Consider the following 26241-nt stretch of genomic DNA (forward strand, 5'->3'; position numbering starts at 1 on the left):
CGACACATAATCAGTAAATTATAACTTTTAAGCCGCCGGGCCCGCCCGCGCGGCGCCCGTTGCGCTCGCGTGCCGCCACAAGCTGCCTTCGACACGCAATTCGCTTTCGCAACGTCACACCACGACCTGCTCGCGAATGCGCCGGCGTCACATCGCCGGTTTCGCATGAACCATATCCAAGTCGCCTTTTCCAGAGCCAGCCAGCCGTGAAACCGATTCTCAAATCCAACAAGCTGCAAAACGTCTGCTACGACATTCGCGGGCCCGTGCTCGAACACGCCAAGCGTCTGGAGGACGAAGGTCACCGCATCATCAAGCTCAATATCGGCAATCTGGCGGCCTTCGGTTTCGACGCGCCCGACGAGATCATTCAGGACATGATCCGCAATCTGCCCGGCAGTTCGGGCTATTCGGACTCCAAAGGCGTGTTCGCGGCGCGCAAGGCGATCATGCATTACACGCAGGAGAAGGGCGTTGCCGGCGTGGAACTGGACGATATTTTCATCGGCAACGGGGCGTCGGAACTCATCGTCATGGCGATGCAGGCGCTTCTGAACGACGGCGACGAAGTGCTGCTTCCCGCGCCGGACTATCCGCTCTGGACGGCGGCGGTGAGCCTGTCCTCCGGCACGCCGCGCCATTATCTGTGCGACGAGAGCAACGGCTGGATGCCCGATCTCGACGATATTCGCGCGAAGATCACGCCGAACACGCGTGCGCTGGTGGTCATCAACCCGAACAACCCGACCGGCGCGCTGTATTCGGACGAACTGTTGCTGGACTTGATCGCCATTGCGCGCGAACACGGCCTGATCATTTTCGCGGACGAGGTCTACGACAAGATCGTCTACGACGGCAAAACGCATACGTCGATGGGCGCGCTCTCCGAAGACGTGCTGACCGTCACCTTCAACAGCCTCTCGAAAAGCTACCGGTCGTGCGGTTATCGCGCGGGCTGGATGGCCATTTCCGGTTTGATCGAGGAAAACCGCCGCCGCGCGAAGGACTATCTCGAAGGACTGGGCATTCTCGCATCCATGCGGCTGTGTCCGAACGTGCCGGGCCAGTACGCGATTCAAACCGCGCTGGGCGGCTATCAGAGCATCAACGATCTGATTTTGCCGGGCGGGCGGCTCTACAAACAGCGCGAACTCGCGTACGACATGCTCACCGCCATTCCCGGCGTATCGTGCGTGAAGCCGCAGGCCGCTTTGTATATGTTCCCGAAGCTCGATCCGAAAATCTATCCGATCGAGGACGATCAGCAGTTCATCACCGATTTGTTGCTTGAGGAGCGTACGCTGCTCGTGCAGGGCACCGGCTTCAACTGGCCGACGCCGGATCACTTCCGCGTGGTGTTCCTGCCGAATCTCGACGATCTCGCGGATTCGATCAACCGCATCGCGCGCTTCCTCGACGGCTACCGAAAACGTCATTCCGCTTAACTCCTTTTATAGATTCACGCTGCATGGAACCGATCAAAGTAGGACTCTTGGGCTTCGGCACGGTGGGCAGCGGCACCTTCACGGTGCTGCGCCGCAATCAGGAAGAAATCAAACGTCGCGCGGGCCGCGGCATCGAAATCGCGCGGGTCGCGGTGCGCACGCCATCGAAGGCGCAGGCCGCGAAGGACGCGGGCATTCCGGTGACGGAGGACTTCGGCGCGGTGGTGGACGATCCTTCCATCGATATCGTGTGCGAAATGATCGGCGGCACGGGCTTCGCGCGTGAACTCGTTCTGCGCGCGATTGCCAACGGCAAGCATGTGGTGACGGCCAACAAGGCGCTGCTCGCGGTGCACGGCACGGAGATTTTTCAGGCGGCGCGCGCGCGGGGCGTGATGGTCGCGTTCGAGGCGGCGGTGGCGGGCGGCATTCCGATCATCAAGGCGCTGCGCGAAGGGCTGACGGCGAACCGCATCGAATATATCGCGGGCATCATCAACGGGACGACGAACTACATTCTCTCGGAGATGCGCGATCGTGGCCTGGACTTCGCCACCGCGCTCAAGGCCGCGCAGGAACTGGGTTACGCGGAAGCCGATCCGACCTTCGACATCGAAGGCGTCGATGCCGCGCACAAGGTCACGATCATGAGCGCGATCGCGTTCGGCGTGCCAGTGCAGTTCGACCGCGCGTATGTCGAGGGCATCAGCAAGCTGGCGGCGATCGATATCAAGTACGCGGAAGATCTGGGTTATCGCATCAAGCTGCTTGGGATTGCGCGGCGCACGGAGAAGGGCATCGAGTTGCGCACGCATCCGACGCTGGTGCCGGAAAAGCGTCTGCTCGCCAATGTCGAAGGCGCGATGAACGCGGTCGTCGTGCATGCGGATGCGGTCGGCACCACGCTTTACTATGGCAAGGGCGCGGGCGCGGAGCCGACCGCTTCCGCCGTGGTCGCCGATCTCGTGGATGTCACGCGCCTGCACACGGCCGACCCGGAGCATCGCGTGCCGCATCTGGCGTTTCAGCCGGACGCGCTTTCCAACACGCCGATCCTGCCCATCGACGAAGTGACGAGCGGTTACTACCTGCGCCTGCGCGTGGCGGACGTGACGGGCGTGCTCGCCAACATCACGCGCATTCTCGCGGACAAGGGCATCTCCATCGACGCGCTGTTGCAGAAGGAATCCGAACAGGTCGATGGCGGCAACGCGGGCGAGACGGACATCATCCTCATCACGCATGAAACCGTGGAAAAGAACGCGAACGCGGCGATTGCCGAGATCGAAGCGCTGTCCACGGTGGTGTCGAAGGTGACGAAGCTGCGCATGGCCTCATTGAATTGAGTTGTATTGAACATCGGACAAGCGACATGAATTACATCTCGACGCGCGGCGCCGGCTCGAACGAGCGCCACACGTTCTCGGACATTCTGCTGGGCGGTCTGGCGAAGGACGGCGGGTTGTATCTGCCGAACGAATATCCGCGTGTCAGCGCGGACGAACTCGCGCGCTGGCGCACGCTCTCCTACGCGGACCTCGCCTTCGAAGTGCTGTCGAAATTCAGCGACGACATTCCCGCCGACGATCTGCGCTCGCTCACGCGCAAGACCTATACGGCGCAGGTGTACAGCAACGTGCGGCACGAAGAAAGCGCCTCGCAGATCACGCCGCTCAAGACGCTCGGCATCGAAAACGGCACGCCGCTGTCTTTGCTTGAGTTGTCGAACGGTCCGACGCTCGCCTTCAAGGACATGGCGATGCAACTGCTCGGCAATCTGTTCGAGTACACGCTGGCCAAACACGGCGAAACGCTGAACATTCTCGGCGCGACGTCGGGCGATACGGGCAGCGCCGCCGAATACGCCATGCGCGGCAAGACCGGCGTGCGCGTGTTCATGCTTTCGCCGCACGGCAAGATGAGCGCGTTCCAGACCGCGCAGATGTTCTCGCTGCAAGACCCGAACATCTTCAATCTCGCGGTCACGGGCAATTTCGACCAGTGTCAGGACATCGTGAAAGCCGTGTCGAACGATCACGCCTACAAGGCGAAGCACAAGATCGGCACGGTCAATTCGATCAACTGGGCGCGCGTAGTGGCGCAGGTCGTCTATTACTTCAAGGGCTATTTCGCCGCGACGCAGGGCAACGACGAGCGCGTGTCGTTCACGGTGCCGTCGGGCAATTTCGGCAATGTGTGCGCGGGGCATATCGCGCGCATGATGGGTCTGCCGATCGATCAACTCGTGGTCGCCACGAACGAAAACGACGTGCTCGACGAGTTCTTTAAAACGGGCGTGTATCGCGTGCGCGGGGCGGCGGAGACGTATCACACGACCAGTCCGAGCATGGATATTTCGAAGGCGTCGAACTTCGAGCGCTTCGTGTACGACCTGCTCGGACGCGATCCGGCGCGCGTGCTGCAACTTTTCCACGATGTCGAGCAGAAGGGCGGTTTCGATCTCGCCGCGAGCGGCGATTTCGCGCGCGTGAAGGAGTTCGGCTTCGTGTCCGGCCGCAGCGGTCACGATGACCGCGTGAACACCATCCGCGACGTGTTCGAGCGTTACGACACGATGATCGACACGCACACCGCCGACGGCGTGAAGGTCGCGCGCGAGAACTTGAAGCCCGGCGTGCCGATGATCGTGCTCGAAACCGCCCAGCCGATCAAATTCGGCGAGACCATCCGCGAGGCGCTGGACCGCGAACCGGAGCGTCCCGCTGCTTTCGCCGGACTTGAAAAACTGCCACAAAGGTTCGATATCGTTCCTGCGGAGGCGGGCGTGGTGAAGGCGTTCATCGCCGAGCGGACCTGATTCCCTGTTTCAGAGCCGGAAGCACACGGGGCGCGGCCGACACAGCCGCGCCCCGTTGCTTTTTTCGGTCGGTTATCTTGTATCGGTCTGGCAGCCGAACCAGGCCACCACGCCTCAAACCCCGCTAATAACTGCTAAAATCTCAGGTTTTTCGCCGTATATCATTCAAAAGGACGCGCCGTGCTGTCTACCGCCAATATCACCATGCAATTCGGGCCCAAGCCCCTTTTCGAGAACATCTCGGTCAAGTTCGGCGAAGGAAACCGCTATGGGCTGATCGGCGCGAACGGCTGTGGCAAGTCGACGTTCATGAAGATTCTCGGCAGCGATCTGGAGCCGTCTTCCGGCAACGTGATGCTCGAACCGAACATCCGTCTGGGCAAGCTGCGTCAGGATCAGTTCGCGTACGAAGACATGCGCGTGCTCGACGTCGTGATGATGGGCCACACCGAAATGTGGGCCGCCATGACCGAGCGCGACGCCATCTACGCCAACCCCGACGCCACCGACGACGACTACATGCGCGCCGCCGACCTCGAAGCCAAATTCGCCGAATACGACGGCTACACGGCCGAGGCGCGCGCGGGCGAACTGCTGCTGGGCATCGGCATCGACATCAACGATCACAACGGGCCGATGAGCAACGTCGCGCCCGGCTGGAAGCTGCGCGTGCTGCTGGCGCAGGCGCTGTTCTCCAAGCCCGACGTGCTGCTGCTGGACGAGCCGACCAACAACCTCGACATCAACTCGATTCGTTGGCTGGAAGACGTGCTCAACCAGTACAACTCGACGATGATCATCATTTCCCACGATCGCCACTTTTTGAACCAGGTCTGCACGCACATGGCGGACATGGATTACGGCACGTTGAAGGTCTGGCCGGGCAACTACGACGACTACATGCTGGCGTCCACGCAGGCGCGCGAGCGTCAGCAGGCGGCCAACCAGAAGGCCAAGGACCGCGTGGCCGATTTGCAGGACTTCGTGCGCCGCTTCTCGGCCAATAAGTCGAAGGCGCGTCAGGCCACCAGCCGCTTGAAGATGATCGACAAGATCAAGATCGAGGAATTCAAGCCTTCGTCGCGGCAGAATCCGTTCATTCGCTTCGAGTACGAAAAGAAGCTGCACAACATCGCGGTTGTGGCCGAGGACATCACCAAGAAGTACGAACGCACGATCTTCAAGAACTTTTCCCTGAGCGTGCAGCCGGGCGAGCGGATCGCGATCATCGGCGAGAACGGTGCGGGCAAGACCACGCTGCTCAAGGCGCTGAAGGGTGCGCTGGAACTGGATCACGGCTCGGTGAAATGGGCGGAGAACGCGAACGTCGGCTACATGCCGCAGGACACGTACGAAGAGTTTCCGAAGGAAGAGACGCTGACCGACTGGATCGACCAGTATCGCAAGGAAGGCGACGACGAACAGATGATGCGCGGCACGCTCGGCCGCCTGCTGTTCAACGCGGACGACATCAAGAAGAACGTGAAGGTGCTGTCGGGCGGCGAGAAGGGCCGCATGATCTGGGGCAAGCTAATGCTTGGTCGTCATAACGTGCTGCTGATGGACGAGCCGACCAACCACATGGACATGGAGTCGATCGAATCGCTGCAGATCGCGCTGGACAAGTTCGAAGGCACGCTGATTTTCGTGTCGCACGACCGCGAATTCGTGAGCGGGCTGGCGGATCGGATCATCGAGGTCAAGACGGATGGAACGTTGCGGGACTTTGGCGGGAATTACGAGGACTTTTTGTCGAGTCAGGGGATTCAGTAAGCTTCCTGCTGTTCAGGAACGAGGAAGCCGCGCAAGCGGCTTTTTTGTTTTCTGGGACCGTAACAAAACGTCCACGCATAGGAATCATCTGTTGCTTGCGGGCATACTTCGCGCCCTTTCGCGAATATGCATCAGCAAGACACATGACCGAGAAGAATATCTGCACCGACTCAACTCCACACGATTCCGATTGGCTCAAGCGCGTGGAGTGGAGAGACCTGATCCCGCTGACCCGCTTCGAAGTCGCTCACGAACTGCTCATTTCGCTGCCCTGGCTGCTGATCTCATGGTTCGTCGCGCGTCATGGATGGATCGTCGTTGCGCTCGGATGTTCGTTCATGTTCTTTCTCACCGGGCTTCGACAGGTACACGACGCGTATCACAACACCTTGCGCCTGTCGAACCGATGGACCGATCTCCAGATGCTCGTCATGAGCGTGCTGATGCTCGGCTCGATGCACGCGGTCAAGTACAACCACCTCGCGCATCACGCTCACGCAATGGAACCGGAGGATATCGAAGCGGCCAGCGCCCGCATGCCGTGGTGGAAGGCGATTCTGGTAGGACCGCTGTTTCCGGTCCGCCTCTACCGAAAGGCGATTGCGCGCACGAGTGCCCGCACGCGTGGCTGGATCATCGGGGAGTTGGTGGCGAATGCCGTGTGGGTGTCGCTTGTGTTCGGCGTGTTCGACGTGACGTTTTTCAAGTACCACGTCATCGCGATGGCGATCGGGCAATGTCTCACGTCGTTTTTCGCGGTGTGGACCGTGCATCACGACGCAGAGGATGCGATCGCGCACTCGCGCACGGCGCGCGGCAAGTTCAGGCTGCTTTTGACCTACAACATGTTCCTGCACATGGAACACCATCTGTTCCCGCGTGTGCCGACGCGCAATTTGCCGCGACTGGCCGCACGCATCGATGCAGCATCGAAGGGCGCACGGCTCAAGTTCGCGATCTAGCCTTGCCGCGAGAAGGGACGTTCAGATGTTGTCATACCGAAACCGCATCGCCGTCCCTTCCTTCGTGATGCGCGCCCAGACCACGCGCTTTTCCTCATCGGACAGGAACACCCAGTTCGACACTTCCATGGCCGTGCGCCCGCAGCCTTTGCAGACATCGTCGAAAAGCGTCGAGCACACGCCGATGCACGGGCTATCCGGAAGATCGTGAAGATTCGAAGCCATAAACTCACTTTGTACCGCGTCGATCAAGACGCGGCAGCACAGGTAATTAAACTCACCGCGCGATACTGTAGCCTATCCGCGCGATCCAGTGATGACGCTGGTCGTAGTCGAGAATATCTTCGCCGTAGCCGTTGAAGTAGCTCACGAACAGATAGCCGCCCCATGCGCTCCCGGCGAGCTTCGAGAGCGGATAGGTCAGTTGCGAATCCACGCTGCCGTACCAGTGCTTGGTGCCCTTGCGCACGGTCGTCGCGAGTTGCAGGCCATCCGGGCTCCCGTATTTGACGAGGAAATCCACGTAGCCGCGATAGTCGGCGATATCTTCGTTGCCGCTCTTGGTCACGTAGTAGTAGAACTTCGGCGAGAGCGTCAGATGGTTGGCATTGAGATCGCCGAAATCCCAGGTCGGGCGCACAAACAAAATATTGATCGCGCGCGAGGTGTCACCGCTCTTGCCGTTCGACTCGTGCCCGATACCCGAGGCCACGCCCATCCGCGTGAAAAACGGGCTTTTCCAGCCGGTATCTTCGACGTAATAGAACAACTGCGGCTGATAACTCGTATCGCGGAAGGGCGCGGACGGCGCGGACAGATTCCAGATCGACGTTTGCGTATAGCCGAAGTACAGGTTGTCGAGGAAGCCGCGCGAACGCGGATCGTCCGGCAGATGCAGCCGGTACTTGAAGCTGAACTGGAACTTGGCGAGCTGGTCGCCGTTCTTGCCGTCGGCGAAGTACATCGGCTCGAAGGTGGACAGGCGGCCGGAGAGCATGGTGTCCTGCGGCGTCGTCGGCACGGCGGTGGTATCCGCGGCGGCGGTGGCGCTGGCGAGTTGCGCGGGCGTCGCGGCTTGCGTTTCGCGATGTTCCGCCGCCACGACCTGATTCTGGCTCGGGCCGCGATTGAGCATGACGAGCATCGGCGAGGCATCGAAGCCGACCGGATCGATCTTGATGGTCCCGCGCGCCGAGTCGGGCCACGGCGCGGAATAGCGCACGCGGCGGTATTGTCCGGGCGCGAGGCGCAGACGGTCGGGCGTGTTCGCCGCGCGCGTGAGAACGAGCGGCGCGGGCGGAAGGTCGCCGTTCGTCAGGTTCACGGTCAGTTGCTTCGGGACATCGACGGAAAGCGGTTTCTTGTCGTCGTCGGTGTAGAGCAGGGTGATTTCCAGCGGTTGCGAAGCGGCGGCTTCGCGTGCAGGTTGCAGCACGGCGACGGTCGCATGCGCGGTATTCGTGGCGCCAAAGGTCGCGACAGCTAGGGCAAAAGCAGAAAGCGAAAAGGCTGGTCTTGGGCGGCGGGCCATGTAGTTAGCGTCCTGAAGATCGTTCGGCCGCATGAGACGAAAGCGGCGCGCGTCAGGAGTCGAAGATCATTCGGTCGATCGGCGCGCCATCGCCGCCGCGCGGACGCGAGCGTGACCGTGGTCGGTTGCGCGCATGGCAAAGGGTGATGCGCGCGACGTCCACGGATGGATCGGATGAGGCAATCGAGCGACGTTAGCAATCGCGATGCCTGATCGCAAAATTTATTGCGCGAACGCGGCTTGCCAGAGCAAGGTTCCATTCATCGCGAGGATCACGCCCGCGCATACCCACGCGAGTCCGAGCGGCAAACGCGCCACGCGGAAGCGGCCCATCAGGTGCGCATCGGAGGCAAAGCGCACGAGCGGAATGACCGCGAGCGGCAATTGCAGGCTCAAGACAACTTGCGTCGCGACGAGCAGCGCGTTCGAGCCGTGCTGCCCGAAGCTCGCCACCGCGACGAGCGCGGGACCGATCGCCAGGCCGCGCGTGAGCAGCGCCCGCGCCCAGCGCGCCATCTTCAGTTGCAGGAAGCCTTCCATCACGGCCTGTCCGGCGAGCGTGCCGGTGACGGTCGCGTTCAGTCCGCACGCGAGCAGCGCGGCGGCGAATGCGATGCCCGCCCAATGGCTCCCGACAAGCGGCGCGATCAGGCGATGCGCATCCGCCAGATCATCGACCTGCGTATAGCCGCCCGCATGAAACACGGAAGCTGCCACGATCAGCAGCGACGCATTCACCACGAACGCCAGCCCGAGCGAGGCGAACGTGTCGATGTTCACGCCACGCAGCGCCTCGCGGATGCCTGCATCGTCGTGGGACGGGACATGATCGCGCACCAGCGACGAATGCAGATAGAGGTTGTGCGGCATCACGGTCGCGCCGAGGATGCCCGCTGCGAGCCAGAGCATGCCCGCATCGCGGACCAGTTCGCGCGTGGGCGCAAGGCCGCGCAGCGCATCCATCCAGACCGGATGCGCCAGCGCCAGTTCCAGCACGAAGCAAAAGCTCACGAACAGGATCAGCGCCGTGATCGCGCGTTGCAGCGGGCGTCGTCCGCGACTTTGCAGCGCGAGCATGGCGAACGTGCCGACGGCGGAAAGCAGCACGCCCGCCGTCAGCGAGATGCCGAACAGCATCTGCAACGCCACCGCGCTGCCGACCACTTCGGCCACATCGCACGCGATGATCGCGATCTCGCAGGCAATCCACAAAATAAGCGTGGTGCGGCGGCTGTAGCGCTCGCGGCAAAGCTGCGCGAGATCGCGCCCGGTCACGAGTCCCACGCGCGAGGCGACCCATTGCAGCAGCAGGCCCATCAGACTCGCGAGCAGCACGACGAACAAAAGTTTGTAGCCATAGCGCGCGCCGCTCGCGAGCGCGGTCGCCCAGTTGCCGGGGTCCATGTAACCGACCGCGATGAGCGCGCCCGCGCCCGTGAACGTGGTCCAGCGTCCGCGCGGCTTGCGAGGCGGCTCGGCGGGGCGGTCGATGTCGATAACATCGCCGCGGGCAGCGGAGAGTCGGATCAGTGCGGACGGGTTGATATTCATGCAGCGGGCAGCCTCGAATGGCAGAGCGACGGATGACGGGCGTCGCCGGTTCAGGAATGCGCCGTAAAAAGCGGCGCACTTCGAAATGGCTAGCAACGGCTGTTCCGCTGGCTATTCGAAAGCTCGGGGGCATCGAATGGCAGCATCCGCGAAGGTACGAACGAGCGCCATAAAGAGATGCAGAGATGCATTGCCCCGTCTCGGATAATGACATCGAACCGGCGCTGCACGGCCGTGCGCCACTTTGGCGAGTGGGGTTTTATTCGGATTTTCCGGCGTGCCCGCGCGCCGTGAGACGGGCTACAATGCGCGCACTTTTCTCGCCGGGCGCAAGAAAAGTCAGCAAGGCGAACGTCATGGAGACCGAAGGGTTTTCGAAGGCTGAACGGCAGCATGCCCTTTCGATGTGCATTTTGCGCGACAGGCGATGTTTTGATTTTTGTCGTGCAAGGCTTTAATGGTAGTTTTCGGGTTTTTACTGGAGTCGGCAACGCAAGGCGCGGGCAGTGGCCGGTCCCGCGACACGAAGCCGTGACTAGTCGATACAAGGGAGAATCGAGATGAACCAAAAAATGTCGGCCCCCACGGCAACGTTCGCAAGACTCGCGGGCGCAATCGCCTGCGCGGTGGCGCTCTTGCCGCTCGCCTCGCTCGACGCAGCGGCCAAGGACACGCAGCTCAACGTGTACAACTGGTCCGATTACATCGCCAAGGACACGATTCCCGACTTCACCAAGCAGACCGGCATCAAGGTGAAGTACGACAATTACGACAGCGACGACACGCTGCAAGCCAAGCTGCTGACCGGCAATTCGGGTTATGACATCGTGGTGCCGACCAGCAATTACGCGGGCAAACAAATCGCAGCGGGCATTTTCGCGCCGCTGGACAAATCGAAGATTCCGAACCTCAAGTATCTCGACCCCGACCTGATGAAGCTCGTCGCGGGCGCGGACCCGGACAACAAATACGCGGTGCCGTGGGCCTATGGCACGACGGGTCTGGGCTACAACGTCGACAAGGCGAAGAAGATTCTCGGCGACAACGCCGATCTCGCCAATTGGGACATCCTCTTCAAGCCCGAGAACATCAAGAAGCTGAAGGCATGCGGCGTGTCTGTGCTGGATGCGCCCGACCAGATGTTCGCGGCGGCGCTGCATTACATCGGCAAAGACCCGATGAGCACGAACCCGGCCGACTATCGCGAAGCGCTGGCGATGCTCAAGAAAATCCGCCCGTACATCACGCAGTTCAACTCGTCGGGCTATATCAACGACATGGTCGGCGGCGATATCTGCTTCGCCTACGGCTGGTCGGGCGATGTCGTGATCGCCAAGCATCGCGCGGTGGAAGCGAAGAAGCCGTACAAGATCGATTACTACATCCCGAAGGGCGGTGCGCCGATCTGGTTCGACGTCATGGCCATTCCGAAGGACGCGAAGGACAAGGACGCCGCGCACGAGTGGATCAACTACATCGAGACGCCGCAGGTTCACGCCGCGATCACCAACGCGGTGTACTACCCGAGCGCGAACGCCGAAGCGCGCAAGTACGTGGACAAGGACGTGGCGAACGACCCGGCAGTGTATCCGCCGCAGGACGTCATCAAAACGCTGTTCTTGCTCAAGCCGTTGCCGCCTGAAATCCAGCGTCTGCAAACGCGCCTCTGGACCGAGTTCAAGTCCGGACGCTGACGCGCGGCCTCGCGCCGGAGCGGGAAATCCGGTTATCCTTTGCAATCACGAAGCCCCTGGACCGCCGGGGGCTTTGTTCGTGGGCGCAGTCGGTGGCCGGAAAGAGATAGACACAAACACAGCCGCAGGAGTCGAACAGGCAATCATGAGTGAGCAGTCGAGCGCGTCGAGAGCGGCGCCCGGTCCCGGCAAGCAAGAGCCGGGCGGTTTTCCCTTCGGCCAGAACACGGAAGACAACTTCGTGCAGATCGTCGATGTCGTGAAGAAATTCGGCGAGACGACGGCCGTCAAGGGCGTCAACCTGTCCGTCAGGAAGGGCGAATTGTTCGCGCTGCTCGGCAGTTCGGGATGCGGCAAGTCCACGCTCCTGCGCATGCTGGCCGGGCTCGAATCCGTGACCGAAGGGCAGATTCTCATCGACGGAGAAGATCTGGCGCAGATGCCGCCGTACCATCGCCCGGTGAACATGATGTTCCAGTCGTACGCGCTCTTTCCGCATATGAGCGTGGAGGGGAACGTCGGTTACGGGCTGAAGCAGGAAGGTATCAAGGGCAGCGAACTGAAAGACCGCGTGCGCGCCGCGCTCGAACTCGTGCAGATGGGCAAGTTCGCCCAGCGCAAGCCGCATCAGTTGTCGGGCGGGCAGCAGCAGCGCGTGGCGCTGGCGCGCAGTCTCGTCAAGCGGCCCAAGCTGTTGTTGCTCGACGAACCCATGTCCGCGCTCGACAAGCAGATTCGCCAGCGCACGCAGATCGAACTGGTCAATATTCTCGATTCGGTCGGCGTGACCTGCATCATGGTAACGCACGATCAGGAGGAGGCCATGACCATGGCCAACCGGCTCGCGGTGATGAGCGAAGGGCAGATCGTGCAGCTTGGAACGCCGCATCAGGTGTATGAGTATCCGAACAGCCGGTTCTCGGCGCAGTTCATCGGTTCGACCAATCTGTTCGATGGGCACGTGGTCGAAGACGAACCCGATCACGTCTTCGTGGAAACGCCAGATTTGCCTGTGCGCATGTACGTGAATCACGGCATCACCGGGCCGCTGGGCATGCCTGTCACCATCTCCGTGCGCCCGGAGCGGATCGCGCTCACGCGCAAGCCGCCCGAAGGCACTTTCAACTGGGGGCGCGGCAAGATCTCGAATATCGCGTACATGGGCGGCTACACGCTCTATCACGTGACGCTGGATTCCGGCAAGAACGTGGTCGCGAATCTGTCGAGCCTCGCCATCGGCGAAATCGATTCACCCACTTTCGACGATGAAGTCTACGTGCGCTGGAGCGCGTCGGCCGGCGTGGTGCTGACCTCATGATGGCGATGCTCAAGCGCTTCGGAATCAGCGGACGGACGCTGGTGATCGGCGGGCCGTATCTGTGGCTGTTGCTGCTGTTCTTCGTGCCGTTCCTGCTGGTGGTGAAGATCAGCTTCGCGGACAGTCAGCTCGGCATTCCGCCATACACGGAACTGCTGGCGATGAAAGAAGGCGTGATGAACATCGCGCTCGATTTCTCGCACTACCTGTTCCTGTTCCAGGACAGCCTGTATTTCGCGACCTACATGAATTCGCTGCTGGTCGCGGCGGTGTCCACTTTGCTGTGCTTGCTGCTCGGCTATCCGATGGCGTATTACATCGCGCGCGCGAATCCGAAGTCACGCAATCTGCTGATGATGGCGGTCATGCTGCCGTTCTGGACATCGTTCCTGATTCGCGTGTATGCGTGGATCGGCATTCTCAAGAACAACGGGCTGCTGAATAATTTCCTCATGTCCATCGGGCTGATTCATACGCCGATCGAGCTGTATCACACGAATATCGCGGTGTATATCGGCATGGTGTATTCCTACCTGCCGTTTCTCGTGATGCCGCTCTACGCGCATCTCGTGAAGATGGACCTGACGCTGCTCGAAGCCGCCTACGACCTCGGCGCGAAACCGTGGAAGGCCTTTCTGACCGTCACGCTGCCGCTGTCGAAGAACGGCATCATCGCGGGCTGTCTGCTGGTGTTCATTCCGGCGGTGGGCGAATACGTGATTCCCGAACTGCTCGGCGGTGCGGATACGCTCATGATCGGCCGCGTCATGTGGAACGAGTTCTTCGATAACGCCGACTGGCCGATGGCGTCCTCCGTCACCTGCGCGATGGTCCTCTTGCTGCTCGTGCCGATGGCCTTGTTCCAGCACTTTCAGGCGAAGCAACTGGAGCAGAAGCGATGATCCGCCCGAGCCGCCCGCTGCAAATCACCGCGCTCGGAATCGGATTCGCGTTTCTGTATATCCCGATTCTCAGCCTCATTATTTATTCGTTCAACGAGTCGCAGTTGGTGACGGTGTGGACCGAGTTTTCGTTGAAGTGGTATCGCGCGCTGTGGTCCGACGACGAACTCATCAACGCGGCGTGGCTGTCGCTGCGCATCGCGTTTTTCACGGCGTGCGCGTCGGTGGTCATCGGAACGTGGGCGGGGTTCGTGCTCGCGCGCATGGGGCGCTTCAAGGGCTTCACGCTCTACGCGGGCATGATCAACGCGCCGCTCGTGATTCCCGAAGTCATTCAGGGCATCTCGCTGCTGCTGCTGTTCGTCGAAATGGCGAAGCTGATCGGCTGGCCGGCGGGGCGCGGGCTGTTCACCATCTGGATCGGGCATGTGATGCTGTGCATCTCGTATGTGGCGATCATCGTGGAATCGCGCGTGCGGGAGTTGAATCCGTCGCTGGAGGAAGCGGCGCTCGATCTCGGTGCCACGCCCTTGCGCGTGTTCTTCACGATCACGCTGCCGTTGATTTCTCAGGCGCTGGTGGCGGGGTGGCTGCTGTCGTTCACGCTGTCGATCGACGATCTCGTGCTGTCCGCGTTTCTGTCCGGTCCGGGTTCGACCACGCTGCCGCTCGTCGTGTTCTCGCGCGTGCGGCTGGGGCTGAATCCGGAGATGAACGCGCTGGCGACCTTGTTCATCGCGCTGGTGACCATCGGCGTGATTGCGGCGAACGCGTTCATGCAGCGTAGCGAGCGCAGAAGGCTTGCCGAGGTGATGTAGTCAGATGCCGAGATGCCGCGCGAACGTCGAAGCATCGGTGTTCGTGCCGCATAACAGCACGCCGACGCGCTTGCCTTGCAGCCGTTCGCGCGACGGCCCGAGCAAGGCAGCGGTGGCCGCCGCGCAGGCCGGCTCGACCGCGAGCTTCATTTCGCTGAAAAGCTGCTGCATGCCGTGACGCAGGGCATCGTCGGAGACGGTGACGATTTCATCGATATGCCGGCGGCACAACTCGTAGCTGTATTGTTCGGTGTGCGGGGCCATCAGCGAATCGGCGATGCTGTGCATCGAACTCAGCTTGATGGTGTGATTGGCCGCGAAGCTGCGGGCCATGGCGTCCGCGCCTTCCGGTTCGACGCCATACACATGCAGCGACGGATTCGCGAGCCGCATGGCGGTCGATACGCCCGCCGCCAGCCCGCCACCACCGATGGGCACGATCACCGCGTCCAGATCCGGCGCCTGCGATGCCCATTCGTAACCGAGCGTCGCCGTGCCGAGAATCGTGCGATACCCGTTGAACGGATGGATGAACACGCGTCCTTCCTCCGCCTCCACGCGCCGCACGAGTTCGAACGCTTCAACGAGATTGTCCGCCAGCACCACTTCCGCGCCGAACCGCCTGCACAACGCAATGCGCGCCGGACTCGCCGTTTTCACGACGATGACCTTCGCGCCCGTTTCCATGCGCTGCGCCGCGTACGCGACCGCGACCGCGTGATTGCCGCCCGACACGCACGTGACGCCCGCCGCGCGCTCGCTTTCGCTCAACGCCAGAATGTTGGAAAACGCGCCGCGCGCCTTGAACGTCCCGCTCACCTGAAGCAGTTCGAACTTGAACGTGACCGGCGTGCCTTCCAGCGTCGGGAAATCGTGCTTCTCGAAGGTCGGCGTGCGCGCGACCCACGGCGTCAGCGCCATGTGCTGCCCGGCGATATCGTCGAGCGTCGGGATAGGCGTGCCGTCGATGGTGTTGTCGGACATGATCGGAATTCAGCGAGCCTGCGCGTCGACAGACATGCCGTGGATGAACTTCGTCAAGAACGCCTCGCAAGCCACGAGCTGTTCGAGCGACACATACTCGTTCGCCTTGTGCGCCTGCTCGATATTGCCTGGCCCGCACACGATGCTCGGCACGCCCGCGTTCGCGAACAATCCCGCTTCCGTGCCATACGCGACCTTGCGTTTCTCCTGATTCTCGGTGAGCGCGCGCACGAGTTGCGTGATGGCCGCTTGCTCGGTCGCATCCAGCCCCGGCGCGGACGCGAGCTTCGAGATTTCGATGGCCGCGTGGTCGTGCTCCTTCTTCATCTTCGGCAGCAACGTCTCGCGCGCATATTCCTCGATGCGGCTGATGACGCGCTCCGGGTCCAGCGTCGGAAGATTGCGGAACTCGAACTCGAACTCGCAATGCGCCGGGACCGTGTTGATCGCATTGCCGCCCTTGATCGTGCTGGTCTGCGCGGTGGTGAAGGGCACGTCGTACAGTTCGTCGAACAGGCCGTTCGCGCGGAATTCGTCGGCCACGTCGCGAATGAAGCAGATCAGGCGTGCGGCGTATTCGATCGCGTTGAGACCCTTGACCGTCAGCGACGAATGCGCCGCGAAGCCGCGCACGCAGCATCGATACGTGTTGATGCCTTTATGCGCGATCACCGGCCGCATGGAAGTCGGCTCACCGACGATGCAGCCATCCGGCCGCACGCCGCGCTTGAGCAAATCCGCGAGCAGAATCGGCGCGCCCGCGCAACCGACTTCTTCGTCGTAGGACAGCGCGAAGTGGATCGGCTTGGCGAGCTTCGTCGCCTGCATCTGCGGCAGCATGGACAGCGCCGCGCCGATGAAACCCTTCATGTCGCACGAGCCGCGTCCGTAGAGCAGGCCGTCGCGCACTTCGGGCTTGAAGGGATCGCTCGACCAGTTCTGGCCGTCCACCGGCACGACATCCGTATGACCCGACAGCACGATGCCGCCATTGGTCTCGCCGTCATGCGCGGGCACGGTGGCAAAGAGATTGGCCCACTGGCCGCGCGGGTCCGTCGTGATGACCGCTTCGATGCCCGCGCGCTTGAATTCGTCGCGCACGGTTTCGATCAGGCCGAGATTCGGGTTGCGGCTGACCGTGTCCATCGAGACGAGTTTCTCGATCCACGGCAGCGAGGCGGGGGATTGATCGGAAGAAGATGAGGCTTCGAGATGCGCCGGATCAGCGATCTGTGACATGTTTTGACTCCTGCGGGAAGAGTTCGATGATAGCCCAAACGAGGGCTTTCCCGCAGGAGGACAAAATCGCCGGAAGCCTTACCGCACTGCCGCAACGGGCTGACGCACCGGCCCGCCGAGCGCGCGCAAGGTCTCCTTCACCGTGGCGATGCGCACCGCCAGATCGATGCTGCGCGACTCGATGCGCAGCTTGTCCTGACCCGCCAGCTTGATGTGCTTGTGCTTCTGGACCATCTCGATGATCTTCATGCCATCGATGGGCGGATTCGGCACGAATTGCAGCGAGATGGACTGCTCGGCGGCATCGATCTTGGAGATGCCCAGCGGCCGCGCCGCCAGCCGCAAGCGATGCGTCTCCACCAGCGCATGCGCCTGCGGCGGCAGCTTGCCGAAACGGTCCACGAGTTCTTCGAGAATGCCGTCGATGGCATCGCTCGATTCGCAGTTCGCCAGCCGCTTGTAGAGCGACAGACGCTCCTGCACGTCGCCGCAATAGTCGGCGGGCAAGATAGCTGGCGCATGCAGATTGATCTCCGTCGTCGCGGCGAGCGGCGCGTTCAGGTCCGGCTCGCGGCCTTCCTTGAGCGCGCGCACGGCGTCGTTGAGCATGTCCGTGTAAAGCTGGAAGCCGATTTCGTGAATCTCGCCGGATTGCTTGTCGCCGAGCACTTCGCCCGTGCCGCGAATTTCGAGGTCGTGCATGGCGAGATAGAAGCCGGAGCCGAGTTCCTCCATCTGCTGAATGGCTTCCAAACGGCGCTGCGCCTGCTTGGTGAGCGACTGCGGATCGTGCACGAGCAAATACGCATACGCCTGATGGTGCGAACGCCCGACGCGCCCGCGCAACTGATGCAACTGCGCCAGCCCGAACTTGTCCGCGCGATGCATGAGGATGGTGTTCGCGCTCGGCACGTCGATACCGGTTTCGATGATGGTCGTGCACAGCAGCACGTTCGCGCGCTGGCCGACGAAATCGCGCATCACGCGTTCGAGTTCGCGTTCGTGCATCTGCCCGTGCGCCACCGCTATGCGCGCTTCGGGCACGAGCGCTTCGAGCATCGCGCGACGCGTCTCGATGGTTTCCACTTCGTTGTGCAGGAAGTACACCTGACCGCCGCGCTTGAGTTCGCGCAACATGGCTTCGCGGATCACGCCGTCTTCCTCACGCCGCACGAAGGTCTTGATGGCGAGACGCTTTTGCGGCGCGGTCGCGATCACGGAGAAGTCGCGCAGACCTTCGAGCGCCATGCCGAGCGTGCGCGGAATCGGCGTCGCGGTAAGCGTGAGCACGTCCACTTCTGCGCGCAAAGCCTTGAGCGCTTCCTTCTGCCGCACGCCGAAGCGATGCTCCTCGTCGATGATCACAAGCCCGAGCCGCTTGAACTTCACATCGCCCGACAAGAGCTTGTGCGTGCCGATGACGATATCCACGCTGCCGTCGTTGATCTGTTGCACGGCGCTGGACACTTCCTTGCCGGTCTTGAAGCGCGACAGTTCCGCGATACGCACCGGCCAGTCGGAAAAGCGGTCGGTGAAAGTCTGCGTGTGTTGCTCGGCAAGGAGCGTGGTGGGCGAGAGAATCGCCACTTGCTTGCCCGCCATCACCGCGATAAACGCCGCCCGCAGCGCCACTTCCGTCTTGCCGAAGCCGACATCGCCGCAAACGAGGCGGTCCATCGGCTGGCCGCTCGTCATGTCGCCGATCACGGCGGCAATCGCCGCAGCCTGATCGGGCGTTTCTTCGAAGCCGAAGCTCTCCGCGAACTTCGCGTAATCGCGCGGTTCGAGCTTGAACGCGTAGCCTTCGCGCGCGGCGCGGCGAGCATAGAGATTGAGCAGTTCGGCGGCCGTATCGCGGATTTGCTGGGCGGCCTTGCGCTTGGCCTTTTCCCACTGGCCGGAACCGAGCGCGTGCAGCGGCGCGCTTTCCGGGTCCGCGCCGCTGTAGCGCGAGATCACATGCAATTGCGCAACCGGCACATAGAGCTTCGCGTCGTTCTGATATTCGAGGTGCAGGAATTCGGTCTCGCCTTCGCCCAGGTCCATCGACACCAGACCCATGTAACGCCCGATGCCGTGCTGTGCATGCACGACCGGATCGCCGATCTTCAGCTCGGCGAGATCGCGCACCATCGAATCGACGTTGCTCGCCTGTTCCTGACGGCGGCGTCCCGGACGTCGCGCGAGCGGGCCGTACAACTCCGTTTCCGTGACGATGGCGAGCTTTTCCGCGGGCAGCGAGAAGCCGTTCGCCAGCGGCGCAATGCCGAGCGTGAATTTCGCATCGCCCGCGAGCCATTCGGTGAACGTATCGCGTGCTTCGCCGCGCAGACCGTTGTCCACCAGCAATTGCTGGATGGTTTCGCGCCGTCCCGCCGATTCCGCGACGAGCATCACGCGGTTTTCGCTCTGCTCCAGATAATGGCGCAGCGCGAGCAAAGGTTCGTCCGCCTGACGATCGAGCGCGAGGCCCGGCAGCGGCACCGCCCAGCCGCCTTCGGGCGCGGCGGGAAACTTGAGTTGCGCGAACGGTTTGGCGAAGGCGAAGAAATCGTCGTCGCTCAGAAAGAGACGGCGCGGTTCGAGCAAAGGACGCTCGCGGTCGTGCGAGAGAAAGTCGAAACGCTGCTTCGTGTCGTAGGTGAAGCGCTTGATCGCGGCATCCATGTCGCCGACGAACGCGAGTTGTGTGCCTTCCGGCAAGTAGTGGAACAGCGTCGCGGTTTCATCGAAAAACAGCGGAATGTAGTATTCGATGCCCGCCGACGGCACGCCGTTGCCGATGTCCTTGTAAATCTGCGAACGCGACGGGTCGCCCTCGAAGACTTCGCGCCAACGACTGCGGAAGGCAGTGCGCGCGGCTTCGTCGAAGGGAAACTCGCGGCCCGGCAGCAGGCGCACGTCTTTCACGGGATACAGGCTGCGCTGGGTGTCGGGATCGAACGCGCGGATGGAGTCCACCTGATCGTCGAACAGGTCGAGACGATAGGGCAGGGGCGAACCCATCGGAAAGAGATCGATGAGCGAGCCGCGCACGCAGTATTCGCCGGGACGCACGACCTGGCTGACGTGTTCGTAGCCTGCGAGCGTCAATTGGGCTTTCAGTTTCGCTTCGTCCAGACGTTCGCCTTGCGTGAAGGAGAACGTGTAGGCCGCGAGGAACGACGCGGGCGGCATGCGATAGAGCGCGGTCGTCGCGGGAACGATCAGGATGTCGCAGCGTCCTTCGCCGAGATCGTGCAGCGTGGCGAGCCGCTCCGAGACCAGATCCTGATGCGGCGAGAAGGTGTCGTAAGGCAGCGTTTCCCAGTCCGGCAGCAGCCGCACGCGGGCTTCGGGCGCGAAGAAGGGGATTTCGCCCGCGAGGCGCTGGGCATCGACGGCGCTCGCGCATAGAACGGTCAGAAGCGGCACGCTCTCGCGGTTCGCCGCGTGATAGCGCGCGATGGCAAGTGCATCCGAGGAGCCGGCGGCGCCATCGAAAACGAAGCGCTGACCGGCCTTCACGAGTGCGATGGGAGAACTGGACTGCGCGTTGACGGCTTTGGGAGACATAAGGTGTGCAATGAAACGGCCGGGCGCGAACGCCGAAAACCCATGAGTGACGCAGAACAACCGTGCGCCTGACGTGGTCGCGAAGGACCTATTATAAAATCCGGGCTTCACTTTGACTCGGCTCCATGATCCGCCCGTGACCACGACCGCCGCCTCCAGTATCGCCCCTTCCCATCCCGCGCGTCTGTTTGCGCTGATTCCCTGCGCCGGCACCGGCACGCGTTCCGGCGCGCCCATGCCCAAGCAATACCAGAGCGTCGCGGGCCGCCCGATGCTCGGCTACACGCTCGCCGCCTTCGACGCCTGCTCCGAATTCTCGCAGACGCTCGTGGTGCTCGCGCCGGACGATCATCATTTCGACGCGCGGCGCTTCGCCGGCCTGCGCTTCGCGGTGGAACGATGCGGCGGGCTGACGCGGCAGGCCTCGGTGTATAACGGGCTGGTCGCGCTCACCCGTTTCGGTGCGCGCGACGACGACTGGGTGCTCGTCCACGATGCTGCGCGTCCCGGCATCTCGCAGGCGCTGATTCGCAAGCTTGTCGCGGAACTGCGCGATGATCCCATCGGCGGCATTCTTGCGCTGCCGGTCGCGGACACGTTGAAGCGCGTCGCAGCCGACATGCCCGATGCGCCCGGCATCGCGCGAATTGCACGGACCGAATCGCGCGACGGATTGTGGCAGGCGCAAACGCCGCAGATGTTTCGCCTCGGCATGCTCCGCGAAGCGATCGAACGTGCGCGTCACGACGGCCACGATCTCACGGACGAAGCCAGCGCGATCGAATGGCTCGGCCATTCGCCTCGACTAGTTCAGGGCAGCCTGCACAACTTCAAGGTGACGTACCCGGAAGACTTCGGTCTCGCGGGCGCGTTTCTGGCCAACAAGGCCTGACAATTTTCTCAAGCTTCTCAAGCAAGGTTGGCATCGATGGATTTCAGAATCGGACAGGGTTACGACGTTCACCAGCTCGTCGAAGGACGCCCGCTCATCATCGGCGGCGTGACGATTCCCTACGAACTCGGCCTGCTCGGCCATTCGGACGCCGATGTATTGCTGCACGCGATCACGGATGCGCTGTTCGGCGCGGCATCGTTAGGCGATATCGGGCGGCATTTTCCGGACACGGCGACCGAGTTCAAGGGCGCGGATAGTCGCGTGCTGTTGCGCGAGGCGGTCAAGCGCGTGACGGAAGCGGGGTTTGCGATTGCAAACGTGGACAGCACAGTGATCGCGCAGGCACCGAAGCTCGCGCCGCATATCGAGGCGATGCGCGCGAACATCGCGGAGGATCTCGATCTGGGTATCGACCGGGTGAATGTGAAGGCGAAGACCAACGAGAAGCTTGGCTACCTTGGGCGCAAGGAAGGGATCGAGGCGCAGGCGGCGGTGTTGTTGCGGCGGACTTCGATCGACGGCTGAACGACGCCCGGCGCGTGGCGTCGTTCCGGTGCAGGCTTACTTGCCTTCGGCAGCCACCGCCAGCGCCACTGCATTAATAACCGCTGCAACCCGCCCCACATCGCGCAATTGCGTCGTAGACATGCCTTCAGCGACCAGATTCTCGTAATGCGACTTCACGCAGAAGTGGCATTTGCCGATGATCGACGCCGCCAGCGCATACATCTCGAAGCGCCGCTTGTCCACGCCGCCATGCGATGCATACGCGTTCATGCGCAAGCCCGCAGGCTGGGTCTTCAGTTCCGCGTTGTCGGCCATCTCCAGATACGGATACCAGACGTTGTTCATGCCCATCAGCGCGGAAGCGGTGAGCGCGGCGTTGGTTTCTTCGGGCGACAACACACCCGCCTCGCGGATGATGCTCACGAGCTTCGTCGCCTTCGCGGCGTAGGCGGCGGCGAGCGCGCAGCCGACCGCATCATTGCCCTCGAGCGACGAACGCGCGATGGTGCCATCCACGTTCAGGCGAATGTCCTTCGCGTAGTCCGGGACCAGTTCCTTGATCGAAGCCAGGAATTCCATACGTTTCTCCCTTTCGATGTCGATTTCAACGGCGTCAAAAAAGCCCGCCAGCGCCGGGCAACATGCTCGGCTTCATGGCGGGCTTGCGTGACGGAGGCTTAGAGCGTCGAGCCGCCGACCGCGCGGTTGCACGGGCAGAGTTCGTCCGTTTGCAGACCGTCGAGAATACGCAGGACTTCTTCCGGATTGCGGCCCACGTTCAGGTTGTTGACCGAGACGTGCTGAATGACATTGTCCGGATCGACGATGAACGTCGCGCGCAGCGCCACGCCCGCGTCCTTGTCGCGAATGCCGAGCTGATCGATGAGCTCGCCCTTCACGTCGCCGAACGCGTAATGATTCAGCTTGTTCAGGTCCTTGTGCTCACGGCGCCAGGCCAGCTTGACGAACTCGTTATCGACGCTGCCGCCGAGCAGCACGGCGTCGCGGTCCTCGAAATCCTTCGCCAGCTTGCCAAACTCGACGATCTCCGTCGGGCAAACGAACGTGAAGTCCTTCGGATAGAAATAGATGATCTTCCACTTGCCCGGGAATGACTGCTCGGTGATTTCCTCGAAGGCGGACTGGCCGTTCTCTTCGTGGTGGTTGAAACCCGGCTTGGCAGCGGTGACGGTGAATGCTTCGACTTTATCGCCAACGGTCTTCATGCAGAAACTCCTGTGTTCGTTGAAAGGACATGCTTCAAGCAAAACTACCGGATCGCCGTAACGCGGCCGTGACAGCGTTTGTCGGACTGTCGTGACGCGTTGACCTGTACCATGCTAACTCTATTGCCGCATCGCAACAATAGATTTTAACTAACTAAGTGGATAGTTTTTTACGAATGCGCTGATAGGAAAATGGCGCCAGGGCTAGTCGCGCGTGCTGTCGAGGCGATTGCCCTTCATCTGCGGGAAGTCGATGGTGACTTCGAAACCCGCGAGCGGTGTGCGGTTGCGCAATCGCAGCGTGCCGCGTTGTCGCGTGACCAATCGTTGCACGATGGCCATGCCCAGACCCGTGCCATTGGCCTGCGTGCGCGCGGCATCGACGCGATAGAAGGGACGGGTGATGAGCGCCACCTGATCGTCGGGGATGCCTAAACCTTCGTCCATCACCGAGAGTTCGACCTTGCCATGCGCCGCACGCGTGAGCAGCGTGATGCGCGCGATGTCGTCCTGCGCGCTGCGGCCATACTTGCGCGCGTTTTCCAGCAAGTTGCCGACGACGCGGCGCGCATCGGTCGGGTCGCCTTCGATCACCGCGCCGGGTGCGAGGTCCGTGCGCATGATGACGCCTTCGTCCGCCTGAAAGCGCGCGGCGAGTTCGCTTGCGATCATCGACAGATCGACGGCCTCGGGCATGCGCTGCATGGGCCGCGCATAGTCGAGGAAGCGCCCGATGATCATGTCCATCTGCTCGATGTCGTCGATCATCGCGAGCTTGGTGGCTTCATCGGACGGGCTCATCTCCGTTTCCAGACGCAGGCGCGCGAGCGGCGTGCGCAGGTCGTGCGAGATGCCTGCGAGCATCAGCGCGCGGTCGGCTTCGAGTTGTTCGAGGTCCGTCACCATCTGGTTGAAGCTGCGGTTCGTTTCGGCGGCCACGCCCATGCCGCGCTCGGGCAAAGGTTCGGGCGATTGCCCCGAACCCACCTTGCGCGCCGCAAGCGCAAGCCGCGCGAACGGCCTGTTCACCAGACTCGTGATGAACGCCGCGCCGAACAAAGACAGCGCCAGCGCGAACACGCCCCAGCCGGCCCATTGCAGGCCCGTGACCGTATCGAGCTGATCGCGGTCGAGCGCGACCCAGTAGTCGTCGTCATCGATCTTGAAGCTGATCCACACGCCAGGAATTTCGTTCACCGACTGCGCGATGATGGTGTCGTTGCCGAGGCGCCCGCGCACGTCGCGCTCGATCAGGCGGTTGAGGGATTCATCGGGCTGGAGCTTGTACTTATCCGAAGTCTCGCGCGGATACACGCGCACGCCTTCGTTGCTCTCCAAGTCCTGAAGCAACGCGCGGCGCAGGTCGGGATCGGAATAGAGCAGAGCGGTACGCGTGAGCTTGACCACCGCGACGAGCTGAAGCGCCACGCGTTGCGCACGCGGTTCACGCTCGATCACGCGAAAGCTCTGGAACCATGCGGTGAGACTGACCGCGATAAGCAACGCGATCAGCGCGAAGGTTCGCCAGAACAGGCCGCCGAACGCAAGCGCCAAAAGCCGCCTGTCGATTCGCATGGGCCGGTCGTGGTCGGATCGATGAAGGGGATAAAGCGTAGCGGACTCGCTGTGAAGACCGAAGGCGCCGCACTGCGCGACGCCTTCAGTTAATTAAGCCGCGCCGTCGGGAATGAACACGTAGCCCAGGCCCCACACCGTCTGAATGAAACGCGGGCTGCTGGGATCGGGTTCGATCAACTTGCGCAGGCGGGAAATCTGCACGTCGAGACTGCGGTCGAACACTTCGTATTCACGGCCGCGCGCGAGTTCCATGAGCTTTTCACGCGAGAGCGGCTGGCGCGGATGCCGCGCGAACACCTTGAGCACCGAAAATTCGCCGGTGGTCAGCGGAATTTCCTGGCCGTTCTTGGTGAGCGTGCGCGTGGCGAGGTTCAATGCGAATTCACCGAACTCGAAGACCTCGGTGGTTTCGGACGGCGCGCCCGGCAGTTCGGACGGCGTCTGACGACGCAGCACGGCATGAATGCGCGCCACAAGTTCGCGCGGATTGAACGGCTTCGGAAGATAATCGTCCGCGCCCATTTCCAGACCAACGATACGGTCCACGTCTTCGCCCTTCGCCGTGAGCATGATGATCGGCGTGCGGTCGTTGCTGCCGCGCAGACGCCGGCAGATGGAAAGACCGTCTTCGCCGGGCAGCATGAGGTCGAGCACGAGCAGGTCGAAACGCTCACGCACCCACAGCTTGTTCATCGACGGCGCGTTCTCGGCGACATAGACATTGAAGCCTTGTTCACCGAGATAGCGACGCAGAAGATCGCGCAGGCGCGGGTCGTCGTCGACGACGAGGATCTTTGAAGGGTTCTTGGTTTCCATGGAGTCATCTTAGCGCGTTTGATCCAGCGCCGAGTTTGTAACAAAAGCTAGTGTAACAGTTAGTTACAAAATTTACGGCACGGGTGGCACGGCAAAAAGCATCTGTGCGTACACTCCTTTACCTAAGCCCGCCATTCGGTAGATACTCCATTAGACCAGCGCGTCGTGCGGCTCGACCAGGCAAAGCGATGCGCGCGAAAAGAATGAGGCTGTCCGGTTGTCGAGCAACGAAGGGAACAACATGAAGGGAGCGCGGCCGCGCATACCTGTGCGCGCCGAGCGCAACCTCAGACGAACGCTCATCGCAAGCGCGCTCTACGCCGCGTTGAGCACGCATCACGCCTGTGCGCAGCCCTCCGTTGCCCGTCCCTCGACCGCGTTCGACCGCGGCACCAACTACTCCGGCTACACCCCCAACTTCGACGGCCGCATGATGCGCGCGCAGCAACGCACGGGCAAGAACGAGGCGTCGTCCGATCGCGATCCCCGGCCCGCGATGCAACCCGTCCAGCAAGTCGATCAGGCGCCGCCCGCGCGCCCGCCGCGCCATACCGTGATGACCGCCGACGAGCGCCGCCTGCTTCGTCAGCACATCGAAGAAGCGGTGCGCGATCTTTATAAGCGCTAAG

At 62.1% G+C, this 26241-nt stretch carries 22 protein-coding genes; 12 read left to right on the forward strand and 10 right to left on the reverse strand.

The genetic code is table 11. The features are described 5' to 3' along the window. Positions 1–206: 206 nt before the first annotated feature. The 5 genes from ACZCWR_RS10520 to ACZCWR_RS10540 all read left to right on the forward strand — a co-directional run bounded on the left by ACZCWR_RS10520 (position 207) and on the right by ACZCWR_RS10540 (position 6998). Complete coding sequence (locus ACZCWR_RS10520; protein ID WP_487300707.1) at positions 207–1445, forward strand: pyridoxal phosphate-dependent aminotransferase; 1239 nt, start codon at positions 207–209, stop codon at positions 1443–1445. Positions 1446–1468: 23 nt separating this feature from the next. Next, positions 1469–2791, forward strand: a complete 1323-nt coding sequence (locus ACZCWR_RS10525; RefSeq protein WP_487300708.1) for a homoserine dehydrogenase — start codon at positions 1469–1471, stop codon at positions 2789–2791. A 26-nt stretch (positions 2792–2817) separates the two neighbouring features. After that, the gene (gene thrC, locus ACZCWR_RS10530) at positions 2818–4263 is read left to right on the forward strand and encodes a threonine synthase (RefSeq protein WP_487300709.1); all 1446 of its coding nucleotides are present in this window, start codon (positions 2818–2820) and stop codon (positions 4261–4263) included. Between the two features lie 180 nt (positions 4264–4443). Continuing rightward, on the forward strand, positions 4444–6036 hold the full coding sequence (locus tag ACZCWR_RS10535) for an ABC-F family ATPase (RefSeq protein ID WP_487300710.1): 1593 nt from the start codon (positions 4444–4446) through the stop codon (positions 6034–6036). Positions 6037–6179: 143 nt separating this feature from the next. Continuing rightward, positions 6180–6998: a fatty acid desaturase family protein gene (locus ACZCWR_RS10540; protein ID WP_487300711.1), complete on the forward strand. Its 819-nt coding sequence runs from the start codon at positions 6180–6182 to the stop codon at positions 6996–6998. A gap of 21 nt (positions 6999–7019) precedes the next feature. Here the strand turns inward: ACZCWR_RS10540 and ACZCWR_RS10545 are convergent, their stop codons facing one another. The 3 genes from ACZCWR_RS10545 to ACZCWR_RS10555 form a co-directional block, all read right to left on the reverse strand. Next, complete coding sequence (locus ACZCWR_RS10545; protein ID WP_487300712.1) at positions 7020–7223, reverse strand: DUF1289 domain-containing protein; 204 nt, start codon at positions 7221–7223, stop codon at positions 7020–7022. 52 nt (positions 7224–7275) lie between these two features. Next, positions 7276–8529 (reverse strand): phospholipase A, encoded by a 1254-nt coding sequence (locus ACZCWR_RS10550; protein ID WP_487300713.1) that lies wholly within the window; start codon positions 8527–8529, stop codon positions 7276–7278. 222 nt (positions 8530–8751) lie between these two features. Continuing rightward, positions 8752–10080, reverse strand: coding sequence for an Nramp family divalent metal transporter (locus ACZCWR_RS10555; protein WP_487300714.1), 1329 nt, complete (start codon positions 10078–10080; stop codon positions 8752–8754). 560 nt (positions 10081–10640) lie between these two features. Here ACZCWR_RS10555 and ACZCWR_RS10560 point away from each other — a divergent pair. From ACZCWR_RS10560 to ACZCWR_RS10575, 4 genes are all read left to right on the forward strand, one after another. Beyond that, positions 10641–11774, forward strand: a complete 1134-nt coding sequence (locus ACZCWR_RS10560) for a polyamine ABC transporter substrate-binding protein (RefSeq protein ID WP_487300715.1) — start codon at positions 10641–10643, stop codon at positions 11772–11774. Between the two features lie 145 nt (positions 11775–11919). Then, the gene (locus tag ACZCWR_RS10565) at positions 11920–13092 is read left to right on the forward strand and encodes an ABC transporter ATP-binding protein (protein ID WP_487300716.1); all 1173 of its coding nucleotides are present in this window, start codon (positions 11920–11922) and stop codon (positions 13090–13092) included. Beyond that, on the forward strand, positions 13089–13994 hold the full coding sequence (locus tag ACZCWR_RS10570; RefSeq protein WP_487300717.1) for an ABC transporter permease subunit: 906 nt from the start codon (positions 13089–13091) through the stop codon (positions 13992–13994). The genes ACZCWR_RS10565 and ACZCWR_RS10570 overlap by 4 nt, the downstream gene beginning before the upstream one ends. Then, a complete protein-coding gene (locus ACZCWR_RS10575; RefSeq protein ID WP_487303303.1) occupies positions 13994–14812 on the forward strand; it encodes an ABC transporter permease subunit in 819 nt (272 codons plus the stop codon). Before ACZCWR_RS10570 ends, ACZCWR_RS10575 begins: the two co-directional genes overlap by 1 nt. On the opposite strand, the gene ACZCWR_RS10580 is transcribed toward ACZCWR_RS10575, so the two are convergent. The 3 genes from ACZCWR_RS10580 to mfd all read right to left on the reverse strand — a co-directional run bounded on the left by ACZCWR_RS10580 (position 14813) and on the right by mfd (position 20590). After that, on the reverse strand, positions 14813–15796 hold the full coding sequence (locus tag ACZCWR_RS10580) for a threonine ammonia-lyase (protein WP_487300718.1): 984 nt from the start codon (positions 15794–15796) through the stop codon (positions 14813–14815). A 9-nt stretch (positions 15797–15805) separates the two neighbouring features. Then, positions 15806–17035 (reverse strand): acetylornithine deacetylase, encoded by a 1230-nt coding sequence (argE, locus tag ACZCWR_RS10585; RefSeq protein WP_487300719.1) that lies wholly within the window; start codon positions 17033–17035, stop codon positions 15806–15808. Between the two features lie 78 nt (positions 17036–17113). Further along, complete coding sequence (gene mfd / locus ACZCWR_RS10590; RefSeq protein WP_487300720.1) at positions 17114–20590, reverse strand: transcription-repair coupling factor; 3477 nt, start codon at positions 20588–20590, stop codon at positions 17114–17116. 235 nt (positions 20591–20825) lie between these two features. On the opposite strand from mfd, the gene ispD reads away from it, so the two are divergent. Together ispD and ispF are read left to right on the forward strand one after the other, a co-directional pair. Next, positions 20826–21482 carry a 2-C-methyl-D-erythritol 4-phosphate cytidylyltransferase gene (ispD, locus tag ACZCWR_RS10595; RefSeq protein ID WP_487303304.1) on the forward strand — a complete coding sequence of 219 codons (657 nt, stop codon included), beginning with the start codon at positions 20826–20828 and terminating at the stop codon, positions 21480–21482. 36 nt (positions 21483–21518) lie between these two features. Further along, positions 21519–22010: a 2-C-methyl-D-erythritol 2,4-cyclodiphosphate synthase gene (gene ispF / locus ACZCWR_RS10600; RefSeq protein WP_487300721.1), complete on the forward strand. Its 492-nt coding sequence runs from the start codon at positions 21519–21521 to the stop codon at positions 22008–22010. 36 nt (positions 22011–22046) lie between these two features. On the opposite strand, the gene ACZCWR_RS10605 is transcribed toward ispF, so the two are convergent. The 4 genes from ACZCWR_RS10605 to ompR form a co-directional block, all read right to left on the reverse strand. Next, on the reverse strand, positions 22047–22571 hold the full coding sequence (locus ACZCWR_RS10605; RefSeq protein WP_487300722.1) for a carboxymuconolactone decarboxylase family protein: 525 nt from the start codon (positions 22569–22571) through the stop codon (positions 22047–22049). Between the two features lie 98 nt (positions 22572–22669). Further along, the gene (locus ACZCWR_RS10610) at positions 22670–23218 is read right to left on the reverse strand and encodes a peroxiredoxin (RefSeq protein ID WP_487300723.1); all 549 of its coding nucleotides are present in this window, start codon (positions 23216–23218) and stop codon (positions 22670–22672) included. Between the two features lie 204 nt (positions 23219–23422). Continuing rightward, entirely contained in the window at positions 23423–24793 is a 1371-nt protein-coding gene (locus tag ACZCWR_RS10615) for an ATP-binding protein (RefSeq protein ID WP_487300724.1), read from the reverse strand. 93 nt (positions 24794–24886) lie between these two features. Then, positions 24887–25612 carry an osmolarity response regulator transcription factor OmpR gene (ompR, locus tag ACZCWR_RS10620; protein ID WP_008349770.1) on the reverse strand — a complete coding sequence of 242 codons (726 nt, stop codon included), beginning with the start codon at positions 25610–25612 and terminating at the stop codon, positions 24887–24889. Between the two features lie 241 nt (positions 25613–25853). On the opposite strand from ompR, the gene ACZCWR_RS10625 reads away from it, so the two are divergent. Next, on the forward strand, positions 25854–26240 hold the full coding sequence (locus ACZCWR_RS10625; RefSeq protein ID WP_487300725.1) for a hypothetical protein: 387 nt from the start codon (positions 25854–25856) through the stop codon (positions 26238–26240). Position 26241: the final 1 nt, after the last annotated feature.

The sequence above is a fragment of the Caballeronia sp. A2-2 genome (assembly GCF_057612605.2).